The following is a 21543-nucleotide window of genomic DNA, read 5'->3' as shown; positions in this document are numbered from 1 at the left end:
CGAGGTGTCATTCATGTCTTCCGCTGCTGGGTTTCCCACTGAACTGCCCCCGCGCCCTTCCGCTGATACGATCCAGGCTCTGCTCGCCGAGCTTGAACCGATTCTCGGCGAGCGCATTACCACGGCGGCGGGCATTCGCGAGCAGCATGGTCATGACGAGTCCTGGCATCACCCGGCCGCACCGGATGCGGTCTGCTTTCCGCACACGACCGAAGAGGTGTCCGCGATCGTGCGGGCCTGCGCGACATACCGGGTGCCAGTGATTCCCTACGGGGTCGGCACCTCGATCGAGGGTCAGGTGCTCGCCGATTACGGCGGCCTGTGCATCGACCTTTCTCACATGAACGCAGTGATCGAGGTGCGTGCGGAAGATATGGACGCTACCGTGCAGCCGGGTGTGACACGCACGCAGTTGAATGCTCATCTACGCGCGACGGGGTTGTTCTTTTCCGTCGACCCCGGGGCGGACGCCAGCATGGGTGGCATGGCCTCGACCCGAGCCAGCGGTACCAACACCGTGCGCTACGGCACCATCCGCGAGAACGTGCTGTCGATGACGGTGGTGATGCCGGACGGGCGGATCGTCGAGACCGGCACGCGGGCGCGCAAATCCGCCGCCGGCTACGATCTTACCCATCTGATGATCGGCGCCGAAGGTACGCTCGGCATCATCACCGAGTTGAACGTGAAGCTGCATGGGCTGCCGGAAGCGATCTCCTCGGCAACGGTGGCGTTCGAGACCGTCGCTGGTGCCATCGATACCGTTATCGCCTCGATCCAGTACGGCATTCCCGTGGCGCGAATTGAGCTGATGGATGCTCTCGCGATGCAGGCGGTCAATCGTTTCTCCCGACTCGATTATGCCGAGAAGCCGACGCTGTTTCTGGAATTCCACGGCACCCACGCTGGCGTGAAGGAGCAGGCCGAGACGATGGCCGAGCTATGCCAGGAGTTCGGTGGCAGCGACTTCGCCTGGGCGACGAAGGAAGAGGAGCGTCAGACGCTATGGCAGGCGCGCCATGAAGCCGCCTATGCCGCCAAGGCGCTGCGTCCGGGGATGGAGTTTCTGGCCACTGACATCTGCGTGCCCATCTCGGGGCTAGCCGGCTGCATCGAAGCGACTCAGGCGGATGTCGCCGAGAGTGGCCTGGTTGCGCCCTTGCTCGGCCACGTCGGCGACGGCAATTTCCATCTGGTCGTCGCCGTGGATCGCAATAGCGAAGAAGAGCTGGAGACGCTGGCGGCGTTCAACCAGCGCCTGATCGAACGCGCGCTTGCCGCCGGCGGAACCTGCACCGGCGAGCACGGCATCGGCACCGGCAAACGCGCCTACATGGAAGCCGAGCACGGCGAAGGCTGGGCGGTGATGCGCACGATCAAGGCCGCGCTCGACCCGCTTGGCATCATGAACCCCGGCAAGCTGGTCTGAGCGAATGCTGGGGAACAGTGTTTTTCCGTTGGCCTGCATGGGGCAGCGTCAGGCAGCGGTACCGCGACTTGACGGTTCGAGCTCTTGGCGATGCAGCATGTTGCCGCCGCTTTCCTTCAGGGGCTTCATCAGCACTGCGTTTTCGGCATCGGGATCGACCGTCTGTCCCGGGCTCGGTTGATGAGCGGTGCTAGGCGGGTTCGGTTTTGTCCGGATATTCGCAGAGATCCTCGATCACGCAACTGCCACAGCGCGGCTTGCGCGCCACGCAAGTGTAGCGACCGTGCAGGATCAGCCAGTGGTGGGCGTCGCGACGGAACTCGCGGGGCACGTGACGCAGCAGCTTGCGTTCGACCTCGACGACGTTCTTGCCGGGCGCGATGCGGGTACGGTTGGAGACTCGGAAGATATGCGTGTCCACGGCGATGGTCGGCTCACCGAAGGCGGTATTGAGAATCACGTTAGCGGTCTTGCGACCCACCCCGGGCAGGGCCTCCAGCGCGGCACGGGTCCGGGGGACCTCGCCGTCATGCTGCTCGATGAGCGCTCGGCAGGTCTTCATCAGGTTCTCGGCCTTGGTGTTGTACAGGCCGATGGTCCTGATATGTTCCTTGAGCCCGTCGATGCCCAGATCGAGGATCGCCTGTGGCGTGTTGGCCACCGGGAACAGTCGCGCGCAGGCCTTGTTGACGCCGACATCGGTGGCCTGTGCCGACAGCAGCACTGCGGTCAGCAACTCGAAGGGGGTGGACCAGTTGAGTTCGGTGGTGGGCTCGGGCGTATGTTGGCGCAGCCGCGCGAAGATCTCGTAGCGTTTCTGGGCGTTCATGGCGATCCGGTGGTCGGGGAGGGAGCGGGGCGGTCCTCGCGGGCGGTGTCGAGCATCGTTTGGGCCCGATCGCACTGCTCGCGGGCAGCGGCGATGGCCGCTTCGTCACCGTGACGTTCGGCGTGGGCGAATTGCGCCCGGGCTCGCCGCAGCGCCTGCTCGGCGGCGTGGATCGCCATGCGCTGGCGATGTGTCCGTCCCGTCGCCTCGGATGGCGCTGCGTCGCCGGCGAGCTGGCGCTCGATCGCCATCAGGCGCTCGCGATGCTCGGCGATGCGCGCATCGAGTTCGCCGCACTTGTCGTCGCTCCCGGCCCGTTGACGCTTGCGCTCCAGGCGCTTGAGCGTTACCGAGAGCGTCGCCCGGGAGGCCTTGAGCGCCGCCGGGTCGGCGGGCGCTGTCTCTGCACCCTGCGCAGTTTCAGCCGGTGCGGGCTGGCGCGCGGCGGCCAGACGCCGCTCGCGACGTTGCCGGCGTTCGTCGGCCTGGCGCTGCAAGCGGGCCTTGCGCGCCTCGAAGCGCTGGCGTCCGAGGGTCGCGCGACGGGCGAGAAAGCCGTCCTGGTCGGTCGGCGTCAATGCCACCTGCCAGTCGGGATGGGGCACGATGTCGATGCAATCGACCGGGCACGGGGCAACGCACAGTTCGCAGCCGGTGCACTCGCCCGCGATGACGGTGTGCATGCGCTTGGCGGCGCCGAGGATGGCATCCACCGGGCAGGCCTGGATGCACTTGGTGCAGCCGATGCATTCATCCTCGCGAATCACCGCTACCTGAGGCGATTCGGCCGGTCGTTCCAGTGGTCGCGCCGGCTGGCCGGTGATGTCGGCCAGTCGCTGCAGGGTTCGTTCGCCGCCCGGCGGGCACTTGTTGATCGCCTCGCCCTCGGCGATGGCCTCGGCGTAGGGGCGGCAGCCGGCATGGCCGCACTTGCCGCACTGGGTCTGCGGCAGTTCGGCATCGATTCGCTCGACGGGGATCTCGGCGGGAGCGGACAACGGCAACGTCCTCGCTGCAAAACGCTTATTGTAACCGCGCGACGGGCGCGCTTCGAGGGAGTGCGCTTCAGAACGTGGCGCCGCTGTGCTCCACGCGGCTTCGATTGCGGCCGGCCTGCTTGGCGGCATAAAGGGCGACATCGGCGGCGATGATCAGGGCGTCGGCCTGGCGGGGTGCCTGCGGCGAGTAGAGCGCCACACCGAGGCTGATCGTCACCACCTCGGCGATCGGCGAACCGGCATGCGGCAGGCGCAACGCCTCGACGGCCCGGCGCAGCGTCTCGGCGGCATGGGCGCCGGCATCTTGGGTGTATCCCGGCAGGATGATCATGAACTCCTCGCCGCCGGTACGCGCCACCAGTTGGCCGGGTTGATTGAACTGACGCCGCATGCAGTTGGCGATCGCCACCAGGCAGCGGTCGCCGGCGGGATGCCCGTAATGATCGTTGTAGGCCTTGAAATGATCGATGTCGACCATGATCAGCGCGACCCGGGAACGGGTGCGGGCGGCCTGATCAAGAACCTTGGTCAGATGGTCGTTGAACAGGCGCCGATTGGCCAGCCCGGTCAGCGGGTCGTGCTGGGTCAGGGCGACCAGCGACGAGGTCTGGCGATGCTGATGATCGAGCAGATGCTGGAATTCCCGGGCCAGGGTGCCGATCTCGTCGCCGCGCGAGCGCAACGCGGATGGCGTCTCGTGGCTGTCCTCCTGGCGCGCGCGTTGATTGAAGGCAGCGAGACGTCGAAGCGGGGCCAGGATCATGCACTCCAGAAGCACCAGGACCACGACGATGACCACGATGAGCAGGCCCACGGTCCAGTACAGCGCGAAGCGAAAGGTGTCGAGACTGGCCCGGAAGCTCTCGCGCGGTAGTCTGGCGCGCAGTTCCAGGTCGAAGGCCTCGGGGGCGGCCTCGAGGTGGCGTGTCGCCAGCAGGGTATGGGTATTCACCCGCGTGAGTGTCTCCCCCAGCCGATGCGGGCCCAGCGACGCTATCGTCGCCAGCGCCAGGTCGAGCCCGGTGCTTTGTCGCAGGTGAGCGATCCATTCGTCGTCCATCACGCGGACCATGGCCAGCCAACCGGCGCTCGGACCGCTGGCGTCGCTTCTGAGCACCGGCCAGAGACTGACCATGAGGTGTTCTGTGTCGACGATCAGCCAGGCCGGATGGGTCTCGTCGAAGCCTGCCTTGATGTGTCGCTGTATTGACAGGACGGTCGTCGCCATCCATCGGCATTCGGCTTCCAGGCGACGACAGGTGAGGTATCGGCCGTCCTCGGGGGTCAGGCCGGCCCCCAGGTACAAAGCGCCATCGGGCTCGAGAAAGGCCATCATGCGCAGGTTGGCCTCCTCGAACACGAGGCCGTCGGCGAGGTTGGCCGACCGGTACGCTTCCCGGTCCCGACCGTGAAGGAAGGCGTAGCTATCGTCCCAGTACGCCCAGTCCCTGTTCAACAGACTCAGGTGCTCGAGTTCGTTGTCGATGGCTCGCTGGGCGTGATCGAGTTCGGCGTTGGCGTGTTCGGCCTCCTTGGCGAGCAGGGCCGGGACCACGAGCATCTTGTCGATCAAGGCGAGCGCCATTACCGCGAGCAGCAGGACGACCCCGAGCGCGAGAATGAAGCGATAGCGCAGTGAAGAGAGCATCCGTGTCATCGAGAGCCGCCGTCGTGAAAAATTGGAGCAATTTCTTGTAAGATATTTCTTACAAAGTCATTCCCTCTATCGGCGTCGCGACGGGAAAGTTGAGTTGCCTGAAGGTGTCGGGCAAGGGGTGGGAAGGGGCGGCAACGTGCCCTGACGCAGCGTAAAAGGCGCGTCCCCGGCTATGGCATGGCTTCGATGCGGGGGAGGGCCAGTGGCGGGCGCCACCGGCCTGGAATGTGCAACTTTGTCAGGTGACGCGCTGGCCGGGTTCGGCGCCGCTGTGCGGCTCCAGCAGGTAGATGCCGTCGCCACCACCGGCGGCCAGCACCATGCCTTCGGAAACCCCGAAGCGCATCTTGCGCGGGGCGAGGTTGGCGACCATCACCGTCAGGTGGCCTTCCAGCGCCTCGGGGGCGTAGGCCGAACGGATGCCGGAGAACACCGTGCGCGTCTCGCCGCCGAGATCCAGGGTCAGCTTGAGCAGCTTGTCGGCGCCCTCGACGTATTCCGCCTTGGCGATGCGCACGATGCGCAGGTCGACCTTGGCGAAGTCGTCGAAGGCGATTTCCGGGGCAACGGGGTCGTCGGCGAGCGGGCCTTTTGGGGTTTCCTTCAACTTCTTCTCCACGGCGAGATCCTCCTTCGAGGCGTCGATCATGGCGTCGATCCGCTCGCCCTCGATGCGCGTCATCAGCGGCTTGAACTTGTTGATGGGGTGGCCTTCGAGCAGTGCATGGCGGCTTTCCCAGGCGAGGCTGTCGAGGTTCAGGAAGTCGCGGGCCTGCTCGGCCATGGCGGGCACCACCGGGGCCAGGTAGACCATCAACTGGCGGAACAGGTTGATGCCCACCGAGCAGATGTCCAGCACTTCCTGCTCGCGGCCCTTCTGCTTGGCCAGTACCCAGGGCTCGGCCTCGGCGATGTAGGCGTTGGCCTCGTCGGCGAGCTCCATGATGCGGCGCATCGCGCGGGCGAACTCGCGCGCCTCGTACTCCTCGGCGATCGCCTCGCCGGCGTCGACGGCGCGGCGAACGAGTTCCGGCTGGGCGACGCGTTCGGCGAGCCTGCCGTCGCCGAGCTTCTTGACGAAGCCGGCGCAGCGGCTGGCGATATTGACCACCTTGCCGACCAGGTCGGCATTGACCCGATAGGCGAAGTCCTCGAGGTTGAGATCGAGATCGTCGACGCCCGCGGTCAGCTTGGCGGCGAAGTAGTAGCGCAGGTATTCGGGGTTGAGATACTCGGCGTAGGTCTCGGCCTTGATGAAGGTACCGCGTGACTTGGACATCTTGGCGCCGTTGACGGTGACGAAACCGTGGCAATTGACGGCGCTGGGTGTGCGCATGTTCGCGCCTTCGAGCATCGCCGGCCAGAACAGCGCGTGGAAGTAGACGATGTCCTTGCCGATGAAGTGATAGACCTCGGCGTCGGAATCCTTCTTCCAGTAGCTGTCGAAGTCGATGCCTTCGCGGTCGCAGAGGTTCTGGAAGCTCGCCAGGTAGCCGATCGGCGCATCCAGCCAGACGTAGAAGTACTTGCCCGGTGCGTCGGGGATCTCGAAGCCAAAGTAGGGCGCGTCGCGGGAAATGTCCCATTCGTTGAGGCCCGCGGCGAACCACTCCTGCAGCTTGTTGGCGATCTGTGGCTGGACGTGGCCGGGCTGCACCCAGCCCTTCAGGAACTCGGCGAAGTCGGGCAGCTTGAAGAAATAGTGGGTCGAGCTGCGCACTTCCGGCGTGGCGCCGGAGATCGCCGACACCGGGTCGATCAGCTCGGCCGGGGTGTAGGTCGCGCCGCACGCCTCGCAGTTGTCGCCGTACTGATCCGGCGTCCTGCACTTGGGGCAGGTGCCCTTGATGAAGCGGTCGGCCAGGAACAGGCCCTTGACCGGGTCGTACATCTGCTCGATGTCGCGGGTCGAGATGTGACCGGCGTCGCGCAGCGCGGTGTAGATGCGCTCGCTGTGCAGGCGGTTCTCTGCCGAGTGCGTCGAGTGGTAGTTGTCGAAGGCCACCCCGAAACGCGCGAAATCCGCCTGATGCTCTTGCGAGACCCGCTCGATCAACTGCTCCGAGGTGATGCCCTCCTGCTCGGCGCGCAGCATGATCGCGGTGCCGTGGGCATCATCGGCGCACACGTAATGGCAGTCGTGACCGCGGCTCTTCTGGAAGCGCACCCAGATATCGGTCTGGATGTATTCCAGCAGGTGGCCCAGGTGGATCGAGCCGTTGGCGTAGGGCAGGGCACTGGTGACCAGGATCTTGCGCTTGGCGTTGGCGGTAGTCGGCATGGCGGCTCTAGTAGCGGTCATCGGAAACGGAGAAAAGGGCGTCGGCCAGGACTCGGGCATGAGCCAGGACGAAAGGGCGATTGTAGCCCGCCTGACGGCTGGGTGCATCCGCGAGGCGGGCTGCCCGTCTCGCGGATGTTGCCGGCTCAGCTCAGGCGCTGCATGTAGTCCACGTAACCGAAGGTCCTTACCGTGCGCACCTCGCGGCTCGTCTCGTCGACCCGGCAGATCGACGGCAGGCGGATGCCGTTGAAGGTGGTGTTCTTGACCATGGTGTAGTGGGCCATGTCGGTGAACACCAGCCGGTCGCCGATGGCCAGCGGCGCGTCGAACGAATAGTCGCCGATCACGTCGCCGGCCAGGCAGGTGGTGCCGCCCAGGCGGTAGGTATGAGCCTTCTCGCCGGGCTTGGCGCCGCCGATGATCTCGGGCCGGTAGGGCATCTCCAGCACGTCCGGCATGTGCGCGGTGGCGGAGGTGTCGAGGATGGCGTTGGGCACGTCGTCATCGACGATGTCCAGTACGCTGGCCACCAGGTAGCCGGTGTTCAGGGCGATCGCCTCGCCCGGCTCCAGGTAGACCTCGAGGTGCGGATGGCGCGCCTTGAAGTCGCGGATCAACCGCACCAGCCGATCCACGTCGTAGTCGGCGCGGGTGATGTGATGGCCGCCGCCGAAATTGACCCAATGCAGTTGCGGCAGATACTGGCCGAACCTGGCCTCGAACGCCTCGAGCGTGGCTTCCAGGGCGTCGCTGTTCTGCTCGCAAAGCGCGTGGAAATGCAGGCCTTCCAGCCCGTCGAGGTCGTCCGGCGCAAGGTTGGCCGCGCGGGTGCCCAACCGCGAGCCCGGCGCGCAGGGGTCGTAGAGGGCGACTTCGCCGGTGGAGTGCTCGGGATTGACCCGCAACCCGCAGGAAACCCGCCGCGGTGCGGCCGCGACCGTGTCGCGAAAGCGTTGCCACTGGCCCGGCGAGTTGAAGCTCAGGTGATCGGCGTAACGCAGCACCACGTCCATCTCCGGCGCGGTGAAGGCCGGCGAGTAGACGTGGACCTCGCCGCCGAAGGTCTCGGCACCGAGGCGTGCTTCGTCCTGACCGCTGGAGGTCGTGCCCACCAGGTACTGACTCACCAGCGGGAAGGTGTCCCACATGGCGAAGCCCTTCAGCGCCAGCAGGATCTTCGCCCCGCTGGCTTTCTGCACCTCGGCCAGCCGCTCGAGATTGCGGCGCAGCAGGGCGTCGTCGACCACGTAGGCCGGTGATGGGCAGGCCCCAATGTCAAAGGGATGAGCGTCGAACGGATAGCTCGCTTGCGCCATCATGAATCGGCCAGCGGATCGTCGTCGGGATCGAGCTCGACCATCTGCCACGGCAGGCCCATGTCGCCGATGCGCTCCATGAACGGATCGGGATCGAGCTGTTCGACGTTGTAGACGCCGTCGCCCTTCCAGATGCCCTGCAGCATCAGCATCGCGCCGGTCACCGCCGGTACCCCGGTGGTGTAGGAGATCGCCTGGGACTTGACCTCCTCGTAGCTCTTCTCATGGTCGCTGATGTTGTAGATGTACACCTTGCGGCGCTTGCCGTCCTTGATGCCGTCGAGAATCACGCCGATGTTGGTCTTGCCCTTGGTGCGCGGGCCGAGCGAGGCCGGATCGGGCAGCACCGACTTGAGGAACTGCAGCGGCGAGATCTCGCAGCCGTTGACGTTAATCGGCTCGATACTAGTCATGCCGACGTTTTCCAGCACCTCGAGGTGGGTGATGTACTTCTCGGAGAAGGTCATCCAGAAGCGGATGCGCTCGAGCCCCTTGATGTTGCGGGACAGCGATTCGAGCTCCTCGTGGTAGAGCAGATAGATGTCCTTCTCGCCGATGCCATCGAAGTCGAACTTGCGCTTCTCGGCCAGCGGCGCGGTCTCCTTCCACTCGCCCTTTTCCCAGTAGCGGCCATTCGCGGTGATCTCGCGAATGTTGATCTCCGGGTTGAAGTTGGTGGCGAACGGGTAGCCGTGGTCGCCGCCGTTGGCATCCAGGATGTCGATGCGCTGGATCTCGTCGAACAGGTTCTTCTGGCCGTAGGCGCAGTAGATGTTGGTCATGCCGGGGTCGAAACCGCAGCCCAGCGTGGCCATGTTGCCGGCCTCGGCGAAGCGCTCCTGGTAAGCCCACTGCTCCTTGTACTCGAACTTGGCCTCGTCCGGATGCTCGTAGTTGGCGGTGTCCAGGTAGGGCACGCCGGTACGCAGGCAGGCTTCCATGATGGCCAGGTCCTGATAGGGCAGGGCCACATGGATCAGCACGTCCGGCTTGAACGATTCGATCAGCGCGACCAGCGCCTGGACGTCATCGGCGTCGACCTGGGCGGTCTGGATGGGGCGGTCCAGCTGGTCGGCGATCGCCTTGCACTTCGCTTCGTTGCGACTGGCCAGACAGATTTCGTGGAACACCTCGGGGTGCTGCGCGCACTTGTGCGTCACCACACCGCCGACGCCGCCGGCGCCAATAATCAAGGCTCTACTCATGCGTTCGCCTCCAGATCGGAAATTCATCAGTGATCGAGTCGCGGGGCACGATGCCGCGCCCCGATGCCATCCCGGCCATGGCCACGCCCGGCCACCTGGCAAGAGGGGGCCGATAATCGCCCCGACGGCGGCGGGGCTCAAGTGTTTTTCGCAGAAAAAGCCCAAATCCGGGCGCGGCGTGGCGCCTCCAACCCTATCACGCCAAACGCCGTGTCATGAGCGGGGCGATGTGGCTGGATGCCGGACTCAGGCGGATTGCGGTTCGAGCACCTGTCTATGCAGCGCCGTGCCGGCCGAATCCATCAGCGTCACCGTCAGGGTCTCGCTTTCGCCGTCCAGATCGACCTGGCCGAAGAACTGATAGCCTGCGGAGGGCGGCAGGTTCGACTGCCCCTCGGGCGGCGCCTTCTGGAAGGCTACCCGCGGACCGAAGGTGGCGTCGAGCTCGCCCGGACCGAAGGTGCCGGCATGCAGCGGGCCGCTGACGAATTCCCAGAACGGCGCGAACGCCTTGAAAGTGGCGCGTTCCGGCGCATAGTGGTGAGCGGCGGTGTAGTGGACGTCGGCGGTCAGCCAGACCACGTTGCGGATATTCTCGTCGCGGATGGCTTTCAACAGCCCGGCTATCTCCCGCTCGCGGCCCAGCGGCTCGCCGGGCTCGTCGTTGGCCACCGCCTCGAAGTCGTCGCCGTCGCTCACCACCAGGCCGATCGGCATGTCGGAGGCGATGATCTTCCAGGTGGCCGTGGACCGGCGAAGCGCACCCAACAGCCAGTCGATCTGGCGCTGGCCCAGGAAAGAGGGCGCCTCGCCATTTGCCTGGCGGTTGCGGCTGTTGGCGTTGCGGAAGGTGCGCATGTCCAGCATGAAGATCTCGAGCCCCGGGCCGTAGGCGAAGTTGCGATGGATCCGCCCCGGGGCGTCGGGCATCTGGCGCAACGGCATGGCCTCGAGGAAGGCGCGGCGTGCCCGGACGGCGAGCAGCGAGACGTTCTTCTCGCGGTAGCGATCGTCCTCGAGCAGTTCGCCGGGGTACCAGTTGTTGAGCGTCTCGTGATCGTCCCACTGGGCCAGCATCGGCACTTCCGCGTTGAAGCGTCGCAGGTTGGCATCCTCGAGATTGTAGGCATGCTGGCCGCGAAACTCGTCGAGGGTCTCGGCCACCTTGCGCTTGGCCGGTGTCACGAGGTTGCGCCAGAGTTCGCCATTGGCCAGTTCGACGCGCTCCTCGAGCGGCCCGTCGGCGTAGACCGTGTCGCCGGAATGGATGAAGAAGTCCGGGCGCTGGCGGCGCATGGTCTCGTAGATGGTCATGCCGCCGCGCGATTCGTCGATCCCCCAGCCCTGGCCGACGGTGTCGCCGGACCACACGAAGCGCACGTCGCGGCGGGTCGCCGGCGGCAAGCGAAGCCGGCCGACGACCGGCTCGCTGACGGCCCGGTGATCGTCGAGCGCGGCGAAGCGCACGCGATAGTGAACGTCGTCCAGCGAGCCCAGCCCGGTGGCGTCCAGCTTGGCGGTCAGGCCCGTCTCGGGCAGCGTCTCGGGGCCGCGCAGCAGCCGGGCACCGCGAAACTCGGGGTTGTCGGCGACCTCGACCAGCATCCGGGCCGGGCGATCGACGCTCGACCACAGCATCGCGCGATCCGTGAGCATGTCGCCGCTCATCACCCCGGAAGTGATCACCGGCCGGCGTCCCTCGGCCAGCACGATCGACGGCGCCGCCGCCACGGCGCCCAAGGCGACGCTGCCCTGAAGGCCCAGCTTCAACATGTCCCTGCGCGTATAATCCATGACGCCTCCCGATGATCGGTTATCGATTCGCTGATTACCTTGCCGATATGCGATGACGTTCGTTTGGCAAGCGCATGACAAGCGGATTAACCCCGGGTGAATTGACGGTCTCATCTTGCCGTCGACACCCGGCGACAGCCCCGCCGGTAGCCAGTACCATGCCTCAAACCCATCACCATGAGACGCCTGTGGTGCAGCAGGGCTTCATTCTTACCCGTCATTGGCGGGACATCCCCGAGGGCACCGAGGTGTCGTTCTGGCTGGCGACCGATGCCGGGCCGCGCCAGGTGCGTCTGCCGTTGCAGTCCTCGGTGGCGTTCGTGCCCGAGGAGTACCGTGCTCGGCTCGAGCGGCTGATTGGCGGTGAATTGGGCGTCGAGCTTCGCCCGCTCGAGCTCTGCGATTTCCGCCATCGGCCGATGCTGGGCCTATACTGCCGCCAGCATCGTCAATTGATGAACCTGGAGCGGCGTCTGACCGCTGTGGGCGTCGAAGTCTTCGAGGCCGACGTTCGTCCGCCGGAGCGTTACCTGATGGAGCGCTTCATCACCGCGCCGGTGGAATTCACGGGCGCGAGCGAGGCGGATGGCTCGCTGTCCGAGGCTCAGTTGAAGCCCGCCCCGGATTATCGACCCCGCCTGAGGCTCGCCTCCCTGGATATCGAGACCAGCGAGCGTGGCGAGCTGTATTCGATCGCGCTGGAGGGCTGCGGGGCGCGTACGGTCTACATGCTGGGGCCGGCGAACGGGCAGGGCGGGGAGGCCGAAGCGGGCCGCGACTTCGAACTCCACTATTGTGAAAGCCGCGAAGCGCTGCTGAGGAGTCTCAACGCGTGGATGGCGCGCCATGATCCCGATGCGCTCATCGGCTGGAACCTGATCCAGTTCGACCTGCGCATCCTGCAGCGTCACGCCGAGCAACTGGCCGTGCCACTGACGTTGGGACGTGGCGGCGCGCCGATGGAGTGGCGCGCCCATGCCAGCAATCCCAATCACTTCTTCGCCGCCGCGCCCGGGCGATTGCTCATCGACGGCATCGAGATGCTGCGTCAGGCGACCTGGCGTTTCGCCTCGTTCAGCCTGGAGAGCGTCGCCCGGGAGCTGCTCGGCGGGGGCAAGGCGATCGACGACCCCTATCAGCGCATGGACGCCATCAATCGGCTGTTCGCCGAGGACAAGCCCGCTCTGGCCCGTTACAACCTCAAGGACTGCGAGCTGGTCACGCGGATCTTCGCCAGAACCGAGCTGATCGACTTCCTGCTCGAGCGCGCCACCGTCACCGGCCTGCCGGCCGATCGCAGCGGCGGCTCGGTGGCAGCGTTCTCGCATCTCTACCTGCCGCGCATGCACCGGTTGGGCTTCGTGGCCCCCGGCCTGGGTAGTCAGCGTGGCGAGAACAGCCCCGGCGGCTTCGTGATGGATTCGCGTCCCGGCCTCTACGATTCGGTGCTGGTGCTCGATTTCAAGAGCCTTTACCCCTCGATCATCCGCACCTTCCTGATCGATCCGGTGGGGCTGGCGCAGGGGCTGGCCGAATCCGACAGCGATACGGTGCCCGGCTTTCGCGGTGCGCGCTTCTCGCGCACCCGCCATGCGCTGCCCGACATGGTGGCGCGGGTCTGGCAGGGGCGCGAGATTGCCAAGCACGAGGGCAACGCGCCGCTTTCCCAGGCGCTGAAGATCATCATGAACTCCTTCTACGGGGTGCTGGGCGCGTCGGGCTGCCGCTTCTTCGACCCGCGCCTGTCGTCGTCGATCACCCTGCGCGGCCACCAGATCATGCATCGCACCCGCGAGTTGATCGAGGCCGAGGGATATACCGTTATCTACGGCGATACCGACTCGACGTTCGTGTGGCTGGGTCGCGCCCACGAGGATGACGAGGCCGGGCGGATCGGCCGGCATCTGGTGCGGTGCGTCAACGCGTGGTGGCGCGAGCACCTGCGTCAGGAATACACCCTGGAGAGCGCCCTGGAGCTGCAGTTCGAGACCCATTTCCGGCGCTTTCTGATGCCGACCATCCGCGGCGCGGAGGCGGGCAGCAAGAAGCGTTATGCCGGCCTGGTGCGCGAGACCGACGGCAGCGAGCGGCTGGTGTTCAAGGGGCTGGAGACGGTACGTGCCGACTGGTCGCCGCTGGCCAAGGTCTTTCAACAGGAGCTCTACCGGCGAATCTTCGTCGGTGAGCCCTACCGCGACTTCATCCGCGACTATGTGCGGCGTACTCTCGCCGGCGAATTCGACGAGCGGCTGATCTACCGCAAGCGGCTACGGCGCAGACTCGACGATTACCGGCGCAACGTGCCCCCGCACGTGCGGGCGGCGCGCCTCGCCGACGCCTACAACGACCAGCTCAGCCGACCGCGCCAGTACCAGCACGGCGGCTGGATCAGCTACGTGATGACCCTGTCGGGGCCGGAGCCGCTGGAGACGTGGCGTTCGCCCATCGATTACCAGCATTACCTGAGCCGCCAGTTGCAGCCGGTGGCCGACGCGATCCTGCCGTTCGTCGATGACGACTTCGAGGCCCTGATCGATCGGCAACTGGGATTGTTCTAGATGGTGGCGGTTTTTACCCATGACTATCAAACAAAAGCCCCGCGAATGCGGGGCCGAAGTCTCAAAGGCCGGTCTGTTCAAGCGACGTTCCGCTCGCTCAGGTGGATGCTTGCGTCCGTGCGGATGCCTCCATGGGGGCTTCTCCCCTCGAGGTTTCCAGCCGGCGCATGTCGGAGCGCTCCTGACTCGAGACATCGATCTCGATCTCGCGCGGTTTCTGCGCTTCGGGGATCTCACGCAGCAGATCGATGATCAGCAGGCCGTTTTCCAGTCGCGCACCGCGCACCTCGATATGGTCTTCGAGCCGATAGGTCAGCTTGAAGGAGCGCTGGGCGATGCCCTGATGCATGTACCGAACCTTGTCGTCCTGCTCGGCCTGGGGCTTGGAGCCGGAGACGCTCAACACGCCGCCCTCGAGCTGGATGCTCAGTTCCTGCTCGGTAAACCCGGCCACGGCCAGGACGATCCGGTACTCGTTCTCGCCATGCTTCTCGACATTGTACGGCGGGAAGCCGGTTGGCGCGTTGCTTTCGAAGGCGCGCTTGAACAGGTCATTGAAACGGTCGAAACCGATCGAATGGCGGAAGAGCGGTTCCAGCGAGAATGCCGTGTTCATGGTATGTCCTCCCTAGTGGTTAGCGAAGTCATACCCCTGTTCGGGAGTCCGCTTGGCGGCACCCCGTTGGCAGGGAGTTGCCTTTCGGCATTTCAGAAGATGGGGTCTTGGGCAACCGGTTCAACGGCATTTTTTGTAAAAATGTTTCAGAAGGGGGCCGGTGATTGCCGGGATGGGCCGTGAGCGCGGCCAGGCCTGCCACGGCTAGCGCTTGTCGCGATAGACGCCGAACTGCGTCAGCCCTTTGTCGGCCAGATGCTGTGCCTGCATGCGGCTCATCACGCCCTGGGCACAGTAGAGCAGATAGCGCCGATCGCGGGGCAGCGTCTCGGCGCGCTCGGCGAGTTCGAAGAAGGGGATCTCCAGTGGCTTGCCGTGGGGCAGGGTGAGCGGTGCGGCTTCACGCTCGTCGGGATGGCGGATGTCCACCACCGTGATGTCGTCCGCTTCGGCCAGGGCCTGGGGGGAGTCGACCTCCATCACCTCGGCCACCCGCGGCGGTGCGTCGAGCAGGCGCGAAGCGTGGGTCAGCATGGCGGCCTCGACGGCGGCATCGAGGATGGTGAAATCGAATTCACGTTCGGCGAGCTCGACCTGGCGGGCACTAGGATGCACGTTGGGGCGTTTGGATACCGCGCCGCAATACTCGGGAAGATGCTCGGAATAGGCCGCGGTACCGATCTGCCTGGCGTCGTCGATGATGGTCTGCTTGTCGCTGGCAATCAGCGGGCGCAGGACCGGCCGTTCGCTGACCGCATCGATGAGCCGCAGGTTGGTGAGGCTCTGGCTCGATACCTGTGCCAGTGCGTCGCCGGTGACCAGCGCGGGGATACGGGCGCGCGCGGCGACACGGTTGGCGGCACGCAGCATCATGCGCTTGAGCACCACGCCGGCCACGCCGTCAGGTATCCGGCGCTGTATCTCGTTGACCACGCCTTCGAACGGCACGCTGAGGAAATTGAGCCGATGCGAGACGGCGTAGTACCGCCACAGGTGGTGAACGATCTCGCGGACCGCGCTCTCGTGGGCCGGGCCGCCAAGATTGAAGAACACGAAGTGGGTCTTGAGGCCGCGGCGCAGCAAGCGCCATGCGGCGACCGGGGAGTCGTAGCCACCGGAGATCAGCGCCAGCGCTTCGCCCTGGGTGCCCAGCGGGTAGCCGCCGAGCCCCGACCAGCGGCGGGTGACCAGCAGCAGCTGTTCATCCTTCAGCTCGATACGCACCGTGACCTGAGGGTGGCTCAGGTCCACCGAGGCGCCGTCGGCGGTCTCGAGCAGGACGCGGCCCAGGTAGCGCTCTAGCTCCTCCGAGGTGAAATCGTGACGGCCGCGGCGCTTGGCGCTGACGCGAAAACGCTGTCCGGCCAGGGCATCGCGCCACAGGGGGATCATTAGCGCGGCGGTGTCCTCGAAACCGGTGAATGCATGGGCATCGACCACCAGTATCTGGTGGATGCCGGGAATGCGGCTCAGGCTGGCCTCCACCTCGGCACGCGTCGATGCGTCGAGTGGGTCATCGAGGCGCACTTCAAGAGCATCCCAGCAGTCGGCCACGCGCACGCCGGGGATGAATCTTGAGAGACTGTTGCGAATGTTGGTGCGCAGGCTGCGGACCATCGCCTGGCGTACCGGCCGGGACTTGATGGTGATCTCTGGAAACAGCTTGAGCCGATAGCGCATGTGTACACACCGATGCCGATAGGGCGCGTCATGGTAGCAATGTGTCCGAGGCTTCTCCACCGGAGACCAGTGCCTCGCTGTCGATGCCCTTGCGAGGCACGTAGCGCGCGACGCCGACGCTCACGGTGACCACGCGTGCGGTCGGCGCAGCGCCGAGATCGCCCGGCGGAGCGTCTCGGTGCGTTCCTGCCCGGCTTTGGCCATCGTCGCCGGCAGGATGATCATGAACGCCTCGCCGCCGGTGTGTGCCACCAGTTGAGGGGCCCCGCGAAGCGTTCCCGCATGAGGTGTCGACCGATATGGCCGGCCATCGGCGGGACGGCTGCTAGGCTTGCCGAGAGAGATTGCTGATGACGCAAGGAGGTGGCTTTTGCAGCCCTGGTTTTTTGATGACGTCACCGCCTTGTGGCGGGTGGCACTGATGGGTGTGCTCGGCTACGCCTCGCTGGTCGCCCTGTTGCGGGTGTCGGGGCGACGCACACTGTCGAAGATGAACGCCTTCGATCTGGTGGTGACGGTTGCCTTGGGGTCGATCCTGGCGACGGTGATCCTCGACCCCGGGGTGACGCTGCTACAGGGCGCTCTGGCGTTTGGCCTGCTGATCGCGGTGCAATTCCTGCTGACCTGGAGCAGCGTGCGCTGGCCCTGGGTGCGTCGGCTGGTGACCGGCGAGCCGGCCCTGCTGATGTACCGCGGCAATCCACTGCCGGAAGCGCTGCGCCGGGCGCGGGTGACCGAGGACGAAATGCGCGCGGCGGTTCGTGCCGCTGGCCTGGCATCGCTCGACGAGGTCGAGGCGGTCGTGCTGGAAACCGAGGGCTCGCTGAGCGTGGTCCGCCGTCGCTCGAATGGGGAAGCGTCCAGCCTTGAGGGCGTCGAACGGCCGGGTGACGGGACTCTTCCCTGAGCTGGGCCCTGCGCCGGCGGCCGGCCTGGCCATTAGAAGCCGAGCTGCCCCAGGAAGTGCTGCAGCAGTTCCGGCACGAGGATGAGCGCGATGACCACACCGCCGAGAGCGCCGCCCAGGTGCGCCTCGTGGGCCAGTCCGCCGGTCTGGCCGGGGGCACGGCTGCGCATGGCGTACAAGGACAGGGCGACGAAGCCGATGGCGAACAGGATCGCCGGGATGGGAATGGCGAAGAACAGGTAGAGCAACCTGAAAGGTTCAAAGAGGCAGAAGGCGAACACCACCCCGGTAATCGCCCCCGAGGCGCCCACCGCCGAGTAGCGCGGGTTGCCGCGCTGCACGACCAGTGCCAGTCCCTGGGCGGCGAGATCGGAGCCGAAATACAGCAGCAGGTAGCGCAGCGGGCCCAGGCCGGCTTCCAGCCATGGGCCGAAGAAGTACAGCGTCAGCATGTTGACCAGCAAGTGGGCACCGTTGACATGCACGAAGCCCGCGCTCAGCAGACGATAGACCTCGCCGTGACGCAGGATGCGTTCGGGGCGAAAGGCCAGCGTGGCGAAGAGTTGCGGCCGGCGATGTAGCACGTACAGGCTGACGACGACATTGATGACGAGCAGTGCCAGGGTGATCGGTGTCTGGGTCAGGTCGAGCATGACATTTCTCCGCGGAGAGGGTGGGCACGGCGATAGCGTACAGCAAGCCCGGGCCCCGGCGTGTGCTTTTCGCCGTCGGCGGTAAACGCTTGCCAGCATCGCGACGGGGCGTCAGGATTCGGCCTTCGATACGTGTTTATCCACGGGAGCAATCCCAGCCCAGGAGCAGGACCATGAGCCAGGCAAGCGCACGCCACATACTGGTGGACAGCGAAGCGAAGTGTGAAGAACTCAAGGCGGAAATCGAAGGCGGTCGCGATTTCGCCGACGTGGCCAGGCAGCACTCGAGCTGCCCGTCGGCACGCAATGGCGGCGATCTGGGCTCGTTCGGTCCGGGGCAGATGGTGCCGGAGTTCGACAAGGTCGTCTTCAACGGCGAGCTGAACACCGTTCACGGGCCGGTGAAGACGCAGTTCGGCTATCACCTGCTGGAAGTCACCAGCCGCTCGTGAGCGGTTGGCAAGGAAGCACAAGCCGCGGGGTCTTCCCGCGGCTTTTTTATGGGCCAATAGGGCCGCCGGGTTTTGACGGTTTGGCCAATGCGCATGGCGCAAAGTCGTATTCGGTGCGAGACGGGCTGTTCTACACTGTTTGGGTGCGGCGCAACATAAACACAATCACAATCCTGCGGAGACAGCCCATGACGGATTCACAGCTCGAGATCAAGAGTCGCGAGCCCCGCCTCTATAACCGGGACCTGGCGCCGATACCCAGGTCGCAACGCCGTTGGGGCTGGTTCGAGATCTTCAATGTCTGGTCCAACGACATCCAGAGCCTGTTCGGCTATACCCTGGCGGCGTCGCTGTTCCTCGGTTACGGCCTCAACGGCTGGGCGGTCATGGCGGCGATCGTGCTGGCCGGGGTGGTGGTCATGGTACTGGTCAACTGGTCGGGAGCGCCGAGCGTACGCTATGGCATCCCCTTCCCGGTCATGGCGCGCATCAGCATGGGCGTGTTCGGGGCCAATTTCCCGGCACTGGTCCGGGCGGTGGTGGCAATCTTCTGGTATGGCGTGCAGACCTATTTCGCCTCGACCGCGGTGGCGTTGCTGATCAATTCGCTGCTGGGCATCGAGGGCGGTGCGCAGTGGCTGGGCATGACCGCCGTCGGGTGGCTGTCGTTCCTGCTGGTGTGGGTCTTCCAGATTCTGCTGTTCTGGCGCGGTATCGAGCGCATCCGCCAGTTTCTCAACTGGGCGGGCCCGCTGGTCTATGTGGTCATGATCGTGCTGACCGCGGTTATCTGGTACCAGGCCGGCGATGAACTGCTGCCGGCGATAGGCACGATCTTCAGCGGGACGGGCGACTACGCTGGCGGCTCGATTGGCGCATTCATGGCGGTGATGGGGACGATGATCGCCTATTTCGCCGCGGTGGTGATCAACTACGGCGATTTCTCGCGCTTCGTGCGCAGCGAACGCGAGATGAAGATCGGCAACTTCCTGGGATTGCCACTCAACGTGGCGTTCTTCTCGCTGATCGCGCTGATCGTCACCGCCGGCACCGTGGTGCTGTTCGGCGAACGGTTGACCAATCCCACCGATATCATCGCCCGGGTCGATTCGCTGCCATTGACACTGATCGCCGCACTGACCTTCTTCGCCGCCACGGTGGGCATCAATATGGTCGCCAACTTCGTGCCACCCGCCTATGACCTGGCCAACCTGATGCCGAGCCGTATCGATTTTCGCGTCGGCGGACTGATCACCGCGGTGCTGGCGCTGTTCATCGGCGGCCTGTGGGTGTCGCTCATCAGCCAGATCGGCATCGCCGGTTTCGTCAATACCCTGGGCGCGGTGCTGGCGCCGGTGTACGGGGTGATGATGGCCGACTTCTACCTGATCAAGCGTCAGCGGATCGACATCGAGCAGCTGTTCACGGCCGATCCGCAGGGGGCGTATTACTATCGCGGCGGCTGGAACGTCCATGCGCTGGGTGCCTTCGCGGTGGCCGCGGTGTTCTCGGTGGCTTCGGTCTGGTGGTCGGCACTCGATGCGCTGGCGGGGTATGCCTGGTTGCTGGGGGCGTTACTGGGTGCGGTGTTCTATTACCTGCTGGCCAGGCGTGCCACGGACTCACTGGCCGTCAGTCGCTGACTCGATGCAACCTCTGCGCCGGGAGCCTGTCGGAAGAATCAGCGTCCATCGCTATCATTGTCGATCATCCCAGGAGATCCATCGTGCTCGATGCCATCCAGCAATTCTTCCAGCGTACGCTGAGCGTGCCGGAGGCCGATGACCAGCGTCAGTTGACGCTGGAGCTGGCTACCGCGGCGCTGCTCTGCGAAATCGTCCGCGCCGACCACCACACCGACCCCGAGGAGCTCGCCGCCTGGCGGCGGATGCTCCAGGCGCGTTTCTCGTTGAGTGCCGAACGGGTCGATGAGTTGATGGATCTGGCGACCCGTGAGGCGGACCAGGCGGTCGACCATTTCCAGTTCGTGCGCCTGATCAACGAGCAGTACGCTTATGCCGACAAGGTGACGCTGGTCGAGTTGATGTGGCAACTGGCCTACGCCGACGAGGCACTCGACGCCCACGAGGAGCACCGCATTCGCAAGTTGGCGGATCTGCTGTTCGTCCGTCACAGCGATTTCATCCGTACCAAGCTCCGGGTTCAGGAGGAGCGGGGCGGCGCGTCGGCATGAGCGATGCGCGTAGCGAAATGAGTCGTCGCCGGGTGCTGGGCGGGCTGGCCTGTCTCGGCGGGCTGGCCGGCATTGCGCAGCTGGGACCCGCCTGGGCGCAGTCGGCATCGAAAGCCGACCTCGCCGATCGTTCGCAAACCGTGCACACCAAGCCGATTCCCTCCAGTGGCGAGGCGATCCCGGTGATCGGCATGGGCACCTGGATCACCTTCAATGTCGGCGAGATCGAGTCGCTGCGTGATCAGCGCGCCGAGATCGTGCGGACGCTGTTCGAGCAGGGCGGGCGGGTCATCGACTCCTCGCCGATGTACGGCACCTCGGAAGCGGTGGTCGGCTATTGCCTGGCGCATGTCGATACGCCCGACGCGTTGTTTTCCGCCACCAAGGTGTGGACGCGGATGGCCGCCGAGGGTCGGGAGCAGATGGCCGAATCGCGAAAGCTGTGGGGGCTCGACACCTTCTCGCTGATGCAGGTCCACAATCTGGTCGACTGGCAGACCCACCTGCCACGGCTGCGCGACGACAAGGCGGCGGGACGTGTCCGCTATATCGGCGTCACCACCTCGCACGGCAGCCGTCACGCGGAGCTGGCCTCGATCATGCGCAACGAGCCGCTCGACTTCGTCCAACTGACCTACAACATCCTCGATCGCGAGGCCGAGGAAACCCTCCTGCCGCTGGCCGCCGAGCGCGGTATTGCGGTGATCGCCAATCGCCCTTTTCGTCAGAAGGCGCTGATACGCCGCTATCAGGGCCAGCCCCTCCCCGAGTGGGCGGGCGAGATCGACTGCGCCAACTGGCCGCAATTCCTGCTCAAGTTCATCGTTTCGCACCCGCAGGTGACCTGCGCGATTCCCGCGACCACCCGCGTCGAACACATGCGCGAGAATACCGGCGCCCTCTACGGTCGTCTGCCCGACGCGGCGATGCGCGAGCGTATGGTGCGCTACGTGGAGAACCTGCCGGGGTAG

The 21543-nt window shown here is 65.4% G+C and carries 17 protein-coding genes; 7 read left to right on the top strand and 10 right to left on the bottom strand.

What is annotated here, in order from left to right; genetic code table 11:
• Positions 1-13 precede the first annotated feature (13 nt).
• Complete coding sequence (locus HR9077_RS00600) at positions 14-1429, top strand: FAD-binding oxidoreductase (protein ID WP_136064155.1); 1416 nt, start codon at positions 14-16, stop codon at positions 1427-1429.
• A 190-nt stretch (positions 1430-1619) separates the two neighbouring features.
• Here HR9077_RS00600 and nth read toward each other — a convergent pair whose 3' ends face one another.
• The 7 genes from nth to HR9077_RS00565 form a co-directional block, all read right to left on the bottom strand.
• Positions 1620-2258 carry an endonuclease III gene (gene nth / locus HR9077_RS00595; protein ID WP_136064063.1) on the bottom strand — a complete coding sequence of 213 codons (639 nt, stop codon included), beginning with the start codon at positions 2256-2258 and terminating at the stop codon, positions 1620-1622.
• Entirely contained in the window at positions 2255-3256 is a 1002-nt protein-coding gene (locus tag HR9077_RS00590; protein WP_244612975.1) for an RnfABCDGE type electron transport complex subunit B, read from the bottom strand. The genes nth and HR9077_RS00590 overlap by 4 nt, the downstream gene beginning before the upstream one ends.
• A gap of 67 nt (positions 3257-3323) precedes the next feature.
• Entirely contained in the window at positions 3324-4913 is a 1590-nt protein-coding gene (locus tag HR9077_RS00585; protein ID WP_136064059.1) for a GGDEF domain-containing protein, read from the bottom strand.
• A 238-nt stretch (positions 4914-5151) separates the two neighbouring features.
• Complete coding sequence (metG, locus tag HR9077_RS00580; RefSeq protein ID WP_136064058.1) at positions 5152-7194, bottom strand: methionine--tRNA ligase; 2043 nt, start codon at positions 7192-7194, stop codon at positions 5152-5154.
• 146 nt (positions 7195-7340) lie between these two features.
• Positions 7341-8516 carry a carboxynorspermidine decarboxylase gene (gene nspC / locus HR9077_RS00575; RefSeq protein WP_348532921.1) on the bottom strand — a complete coding sequence of 392 codons (1176 nt, stop codon included), beginning with the start codon at positions 8514-8516 and terminating at the stop codon, positions 7341-7343.
• Complete coding sequence (locus HR9077_RS00570; protein ID WP_136064056.1) at positions 8513-9718, bottom strand: saccharopine dehydrogenase family protein; 1206 nt, start codon at positions 9716-9718, stop codon at positions 8513-8515. The genes nspC and HR9077_RS00570 overlap by 4 nt, the downstream gene beginning before the upstream one ends.
• Before the next feature lie 246 nt (positions 9719-9964).
• Positions 9965-11512, bottom strand: coding sequence for an alkaline phosphatase D family protein (locus tag HR9077_RS00565; RefSeq protein WP_136064054.1), 1548 nt, complete (start codon positions 11510-11512; stop codon positions 9965-9967).
• A gap of 158 nt (positions 11513-11670) precedes the next feature.
• On the opposite strand from HR9077_RS00565, the gene HR9077_RS00560 reads away from it, so the two are divergent.
• Entirely contained in the window at positions 11671-14070 is a 2400-nt protein-coding gene (locus HR9077_RS00560; RefSeq protein WP_136064052.1) for a DNA polymerase II, read from the top strand.
• 97 nt (positions 14071-14167) lie between these two features.
• On the opposite strand, the gene HR9077_RS00555 is transcribed toward HR9077_RS00560, so the two are convergent.
• Positions 14168-14686 carry an Hsp20 family protein gene (locus HR9077_RS00555; RefSeq protein WP_136064050.1) on the bottom strand — a complete coding sequence of 173 codons (519 nt, stop codon included), beginning with the start codon at positions 14684-14686 and terminating at the stop codon, positions 14168-14170.
• Between the two features lie 204 nt (positions 14687-14890).
• Positions 14891-16366 carry a tRNA uracil 4-sulfurtransferase ThiI gene (gene thiI, locus HR9077_RS00550; protein WP_136064048.1) on the bottom strand — a complete coding sequence of 492 codons (1476 nt, stop codon included), beginning with the start codon at positions 16364-16366 and terminating at the stop codon, positions 14891-14893.
• A gap of 370 nt (positions 16367-16736) precedes the next feature.
• Between thiI and HR9077_RS00545 the strand changes: the two genes are divergently transcribed.
• Positions 16737-17273, top strand: coding sequence for a DUF421 domain-containing protein (locus HR9077_RS00545; protein ID WP_244612974.1), 537 nt, complete (start codon positions 16737-16739; stop codon positions 17271-17273).
• A gap of 32 nt (positions 17274-17305) precedes the next feature.
• Here the strand turns inward: HR9077_RS00545 and HR9077_RS00540 are convergent, their stop codons facing one another.
• On the bottom strand, positions 17306-17926 hold the full coding sequence (locus tag HR9077_RS00540; protein WP_136064045.1) for a rhomboid family intramembrane serine protease: 621 nt from the start codon (positions 17924-17926) through the stop codon (positions 17306-17308).
• Between the two features lie 128 nt (positions 17927-18054).
• Here HR9077_RS00540 and HR9077_RS00535 point away from each other — a divergent pair, with 128 nt between their 5' ends.
• The 4 genes from HR9077_RS00535 (at position 18055) to HR9077_RS00520 (ending at position 21543) form a co-directional block, all read left to right on the top strand.
• Entirely contained in the window at positions 18055-18378 is a 324-nt protein-coding gene (locus HR9077_RS00535; RefSeq protein ID WP_348532922.1) for a peptidylprolyl isomerase, read from the top strand.
• Between the two features lie 188 nt (positions 18379-18566).
• Positions 18567-20021 carry an NCS1 family nucleobase:cation symporter-1 gene (locus HR9077_RS00530; protein WP_136064041.1) on the top strand — a complete coding sequence of 485 codons (1455 nt, stop codon included), beginning with the start codon at positions 18567-18569 and terminating at the stop codon, positions 20019-20021.
• Between the two features lie 83 nt (positions 20022-20104).
• Positions 20105-20572: a tellurite resistance TerB family protein gene (locus tag HR9077_RS00525; RefSeq protein ID WP_136064039.1), complete on the top strand. Its 468-nt coding sequence runs from the start codon at positions 20105-20107 to the stop codon at positions 20570-20572.
• On the top strand, positions 20569-21543 hold the full coding sequence (locus HR9077_RS00520; RefSeq protein WP_244612973.1) for an aldo/keto reductase: 975 nt from the start codon (positions 20569-20571) through the stop codon (positions 21541-21543). The genes HR9077_RS00525 and HR9077_RS00520 overlap by 4 nt, the downstream gene beginning before the upstream one ends.

The sequence above is a fragment of the Modicisalibacter radicis genome (genome assembly GCF_900961225.1).
GTDB lineage: Bacteria > Pseudomonadota > Gammaproteobacteria > Pseudomonadales > Halomonadaceae > Modicisalibacter.
This window is presented reverse-complemented; position numbering and strand designations above follow the sequence as displayed.

Bases quoted from the DNA above. Each gene is read 5' to 3' on its own strand.
- HR9077_RS00600 (WP_136064155.1), top strand. From the start codon at position 14: ATGTCTTCCGCTGCTGGGTTTCCCACTGAACTGCCCCCGCGCCCTTCC.
- nth (WP_136064063.1), bottom strand. From the start codon at position 2,258: ATGAACGCCCAGAAACGCTACGAGATCTTCGCGCGGCTGCGCCAACAT.
- HR9077_RS00585 (WP_136064059.1), bottom strand. From the start codon at position 4,913: ATGACACGGATGCTCTCTTCACTGCGCTATCGCTTCATTCTCGCGCTC.
- metG (WP_136064058.1), bottom strand. From the start codon at position 7,194: ATGCCGACTACCGCCAACGCCAAGCGCAAGATCCTGGTCACCAGTGCC.
- nspC (WP_348532921.1), bottom strand. From the start codon at position 8,516: ATGATGGCGCAAGCGAGCTATCCGTTCGACGCTCATCCCTTTGACATT.
- HR9077_RS00570 (WP_136064056.1), bottom strand. From the start codon at position 9,718: ATGAGTAGAGCCTTGATTATTGGCGCCGGCGGCGTCGGCGGTGTGGTG.
- HR9077_RS00565 (WP_136064054.1), bottom strand. From the start codon at position 11,512: ATGGATTATACGCGCAGGGACATGTTGAAGCTGGGCCTTCAGGGCAGC.
- HR9077_RS00560 (WP_136064052.1), top strand. From the start codon at position 11,671: ATGCCTCAAACCCATCACCATGAGACGCCTGTGGTGCAGCAGGGCTTC.
- HR9077_RS00555 (WP_136064050.1), bottom strand. From the start codon at position 14,686: ATGAACACGGCATTCTCGCTGGAACCGCTCTTCCGCCATTCGATCGGT.
- thiI (WP_136064048.1), bottom strand. From the start codon at position 16,366: ATGCGCTATCGGCTCAAGCTGTTTCCAGAGATCACCATCAAGTCCCGG.
- HR9077_RS00540 (WP_136064045.1), bottom strand. From the start codon at position 17,926: ATGCTCGACCTGACCCAGACACCGATCACCCTGGCACTGCTCGTCATC.
- HR9077_RS00530 (WP_136064041.1), top strand. From the start codon at position 18,567: ATGACGGATTCACAGCTCGAGATCAAGAGTCGCGAGCCCCGCCTCTAT.
- HR9077_RS00520 (WP_244612973.1), top strand. From the start codon at position 20,569: ATGAGCGATGCGCGTAGCGAAATGAGTCGTCGCCGGGTGCTGGGCGGG.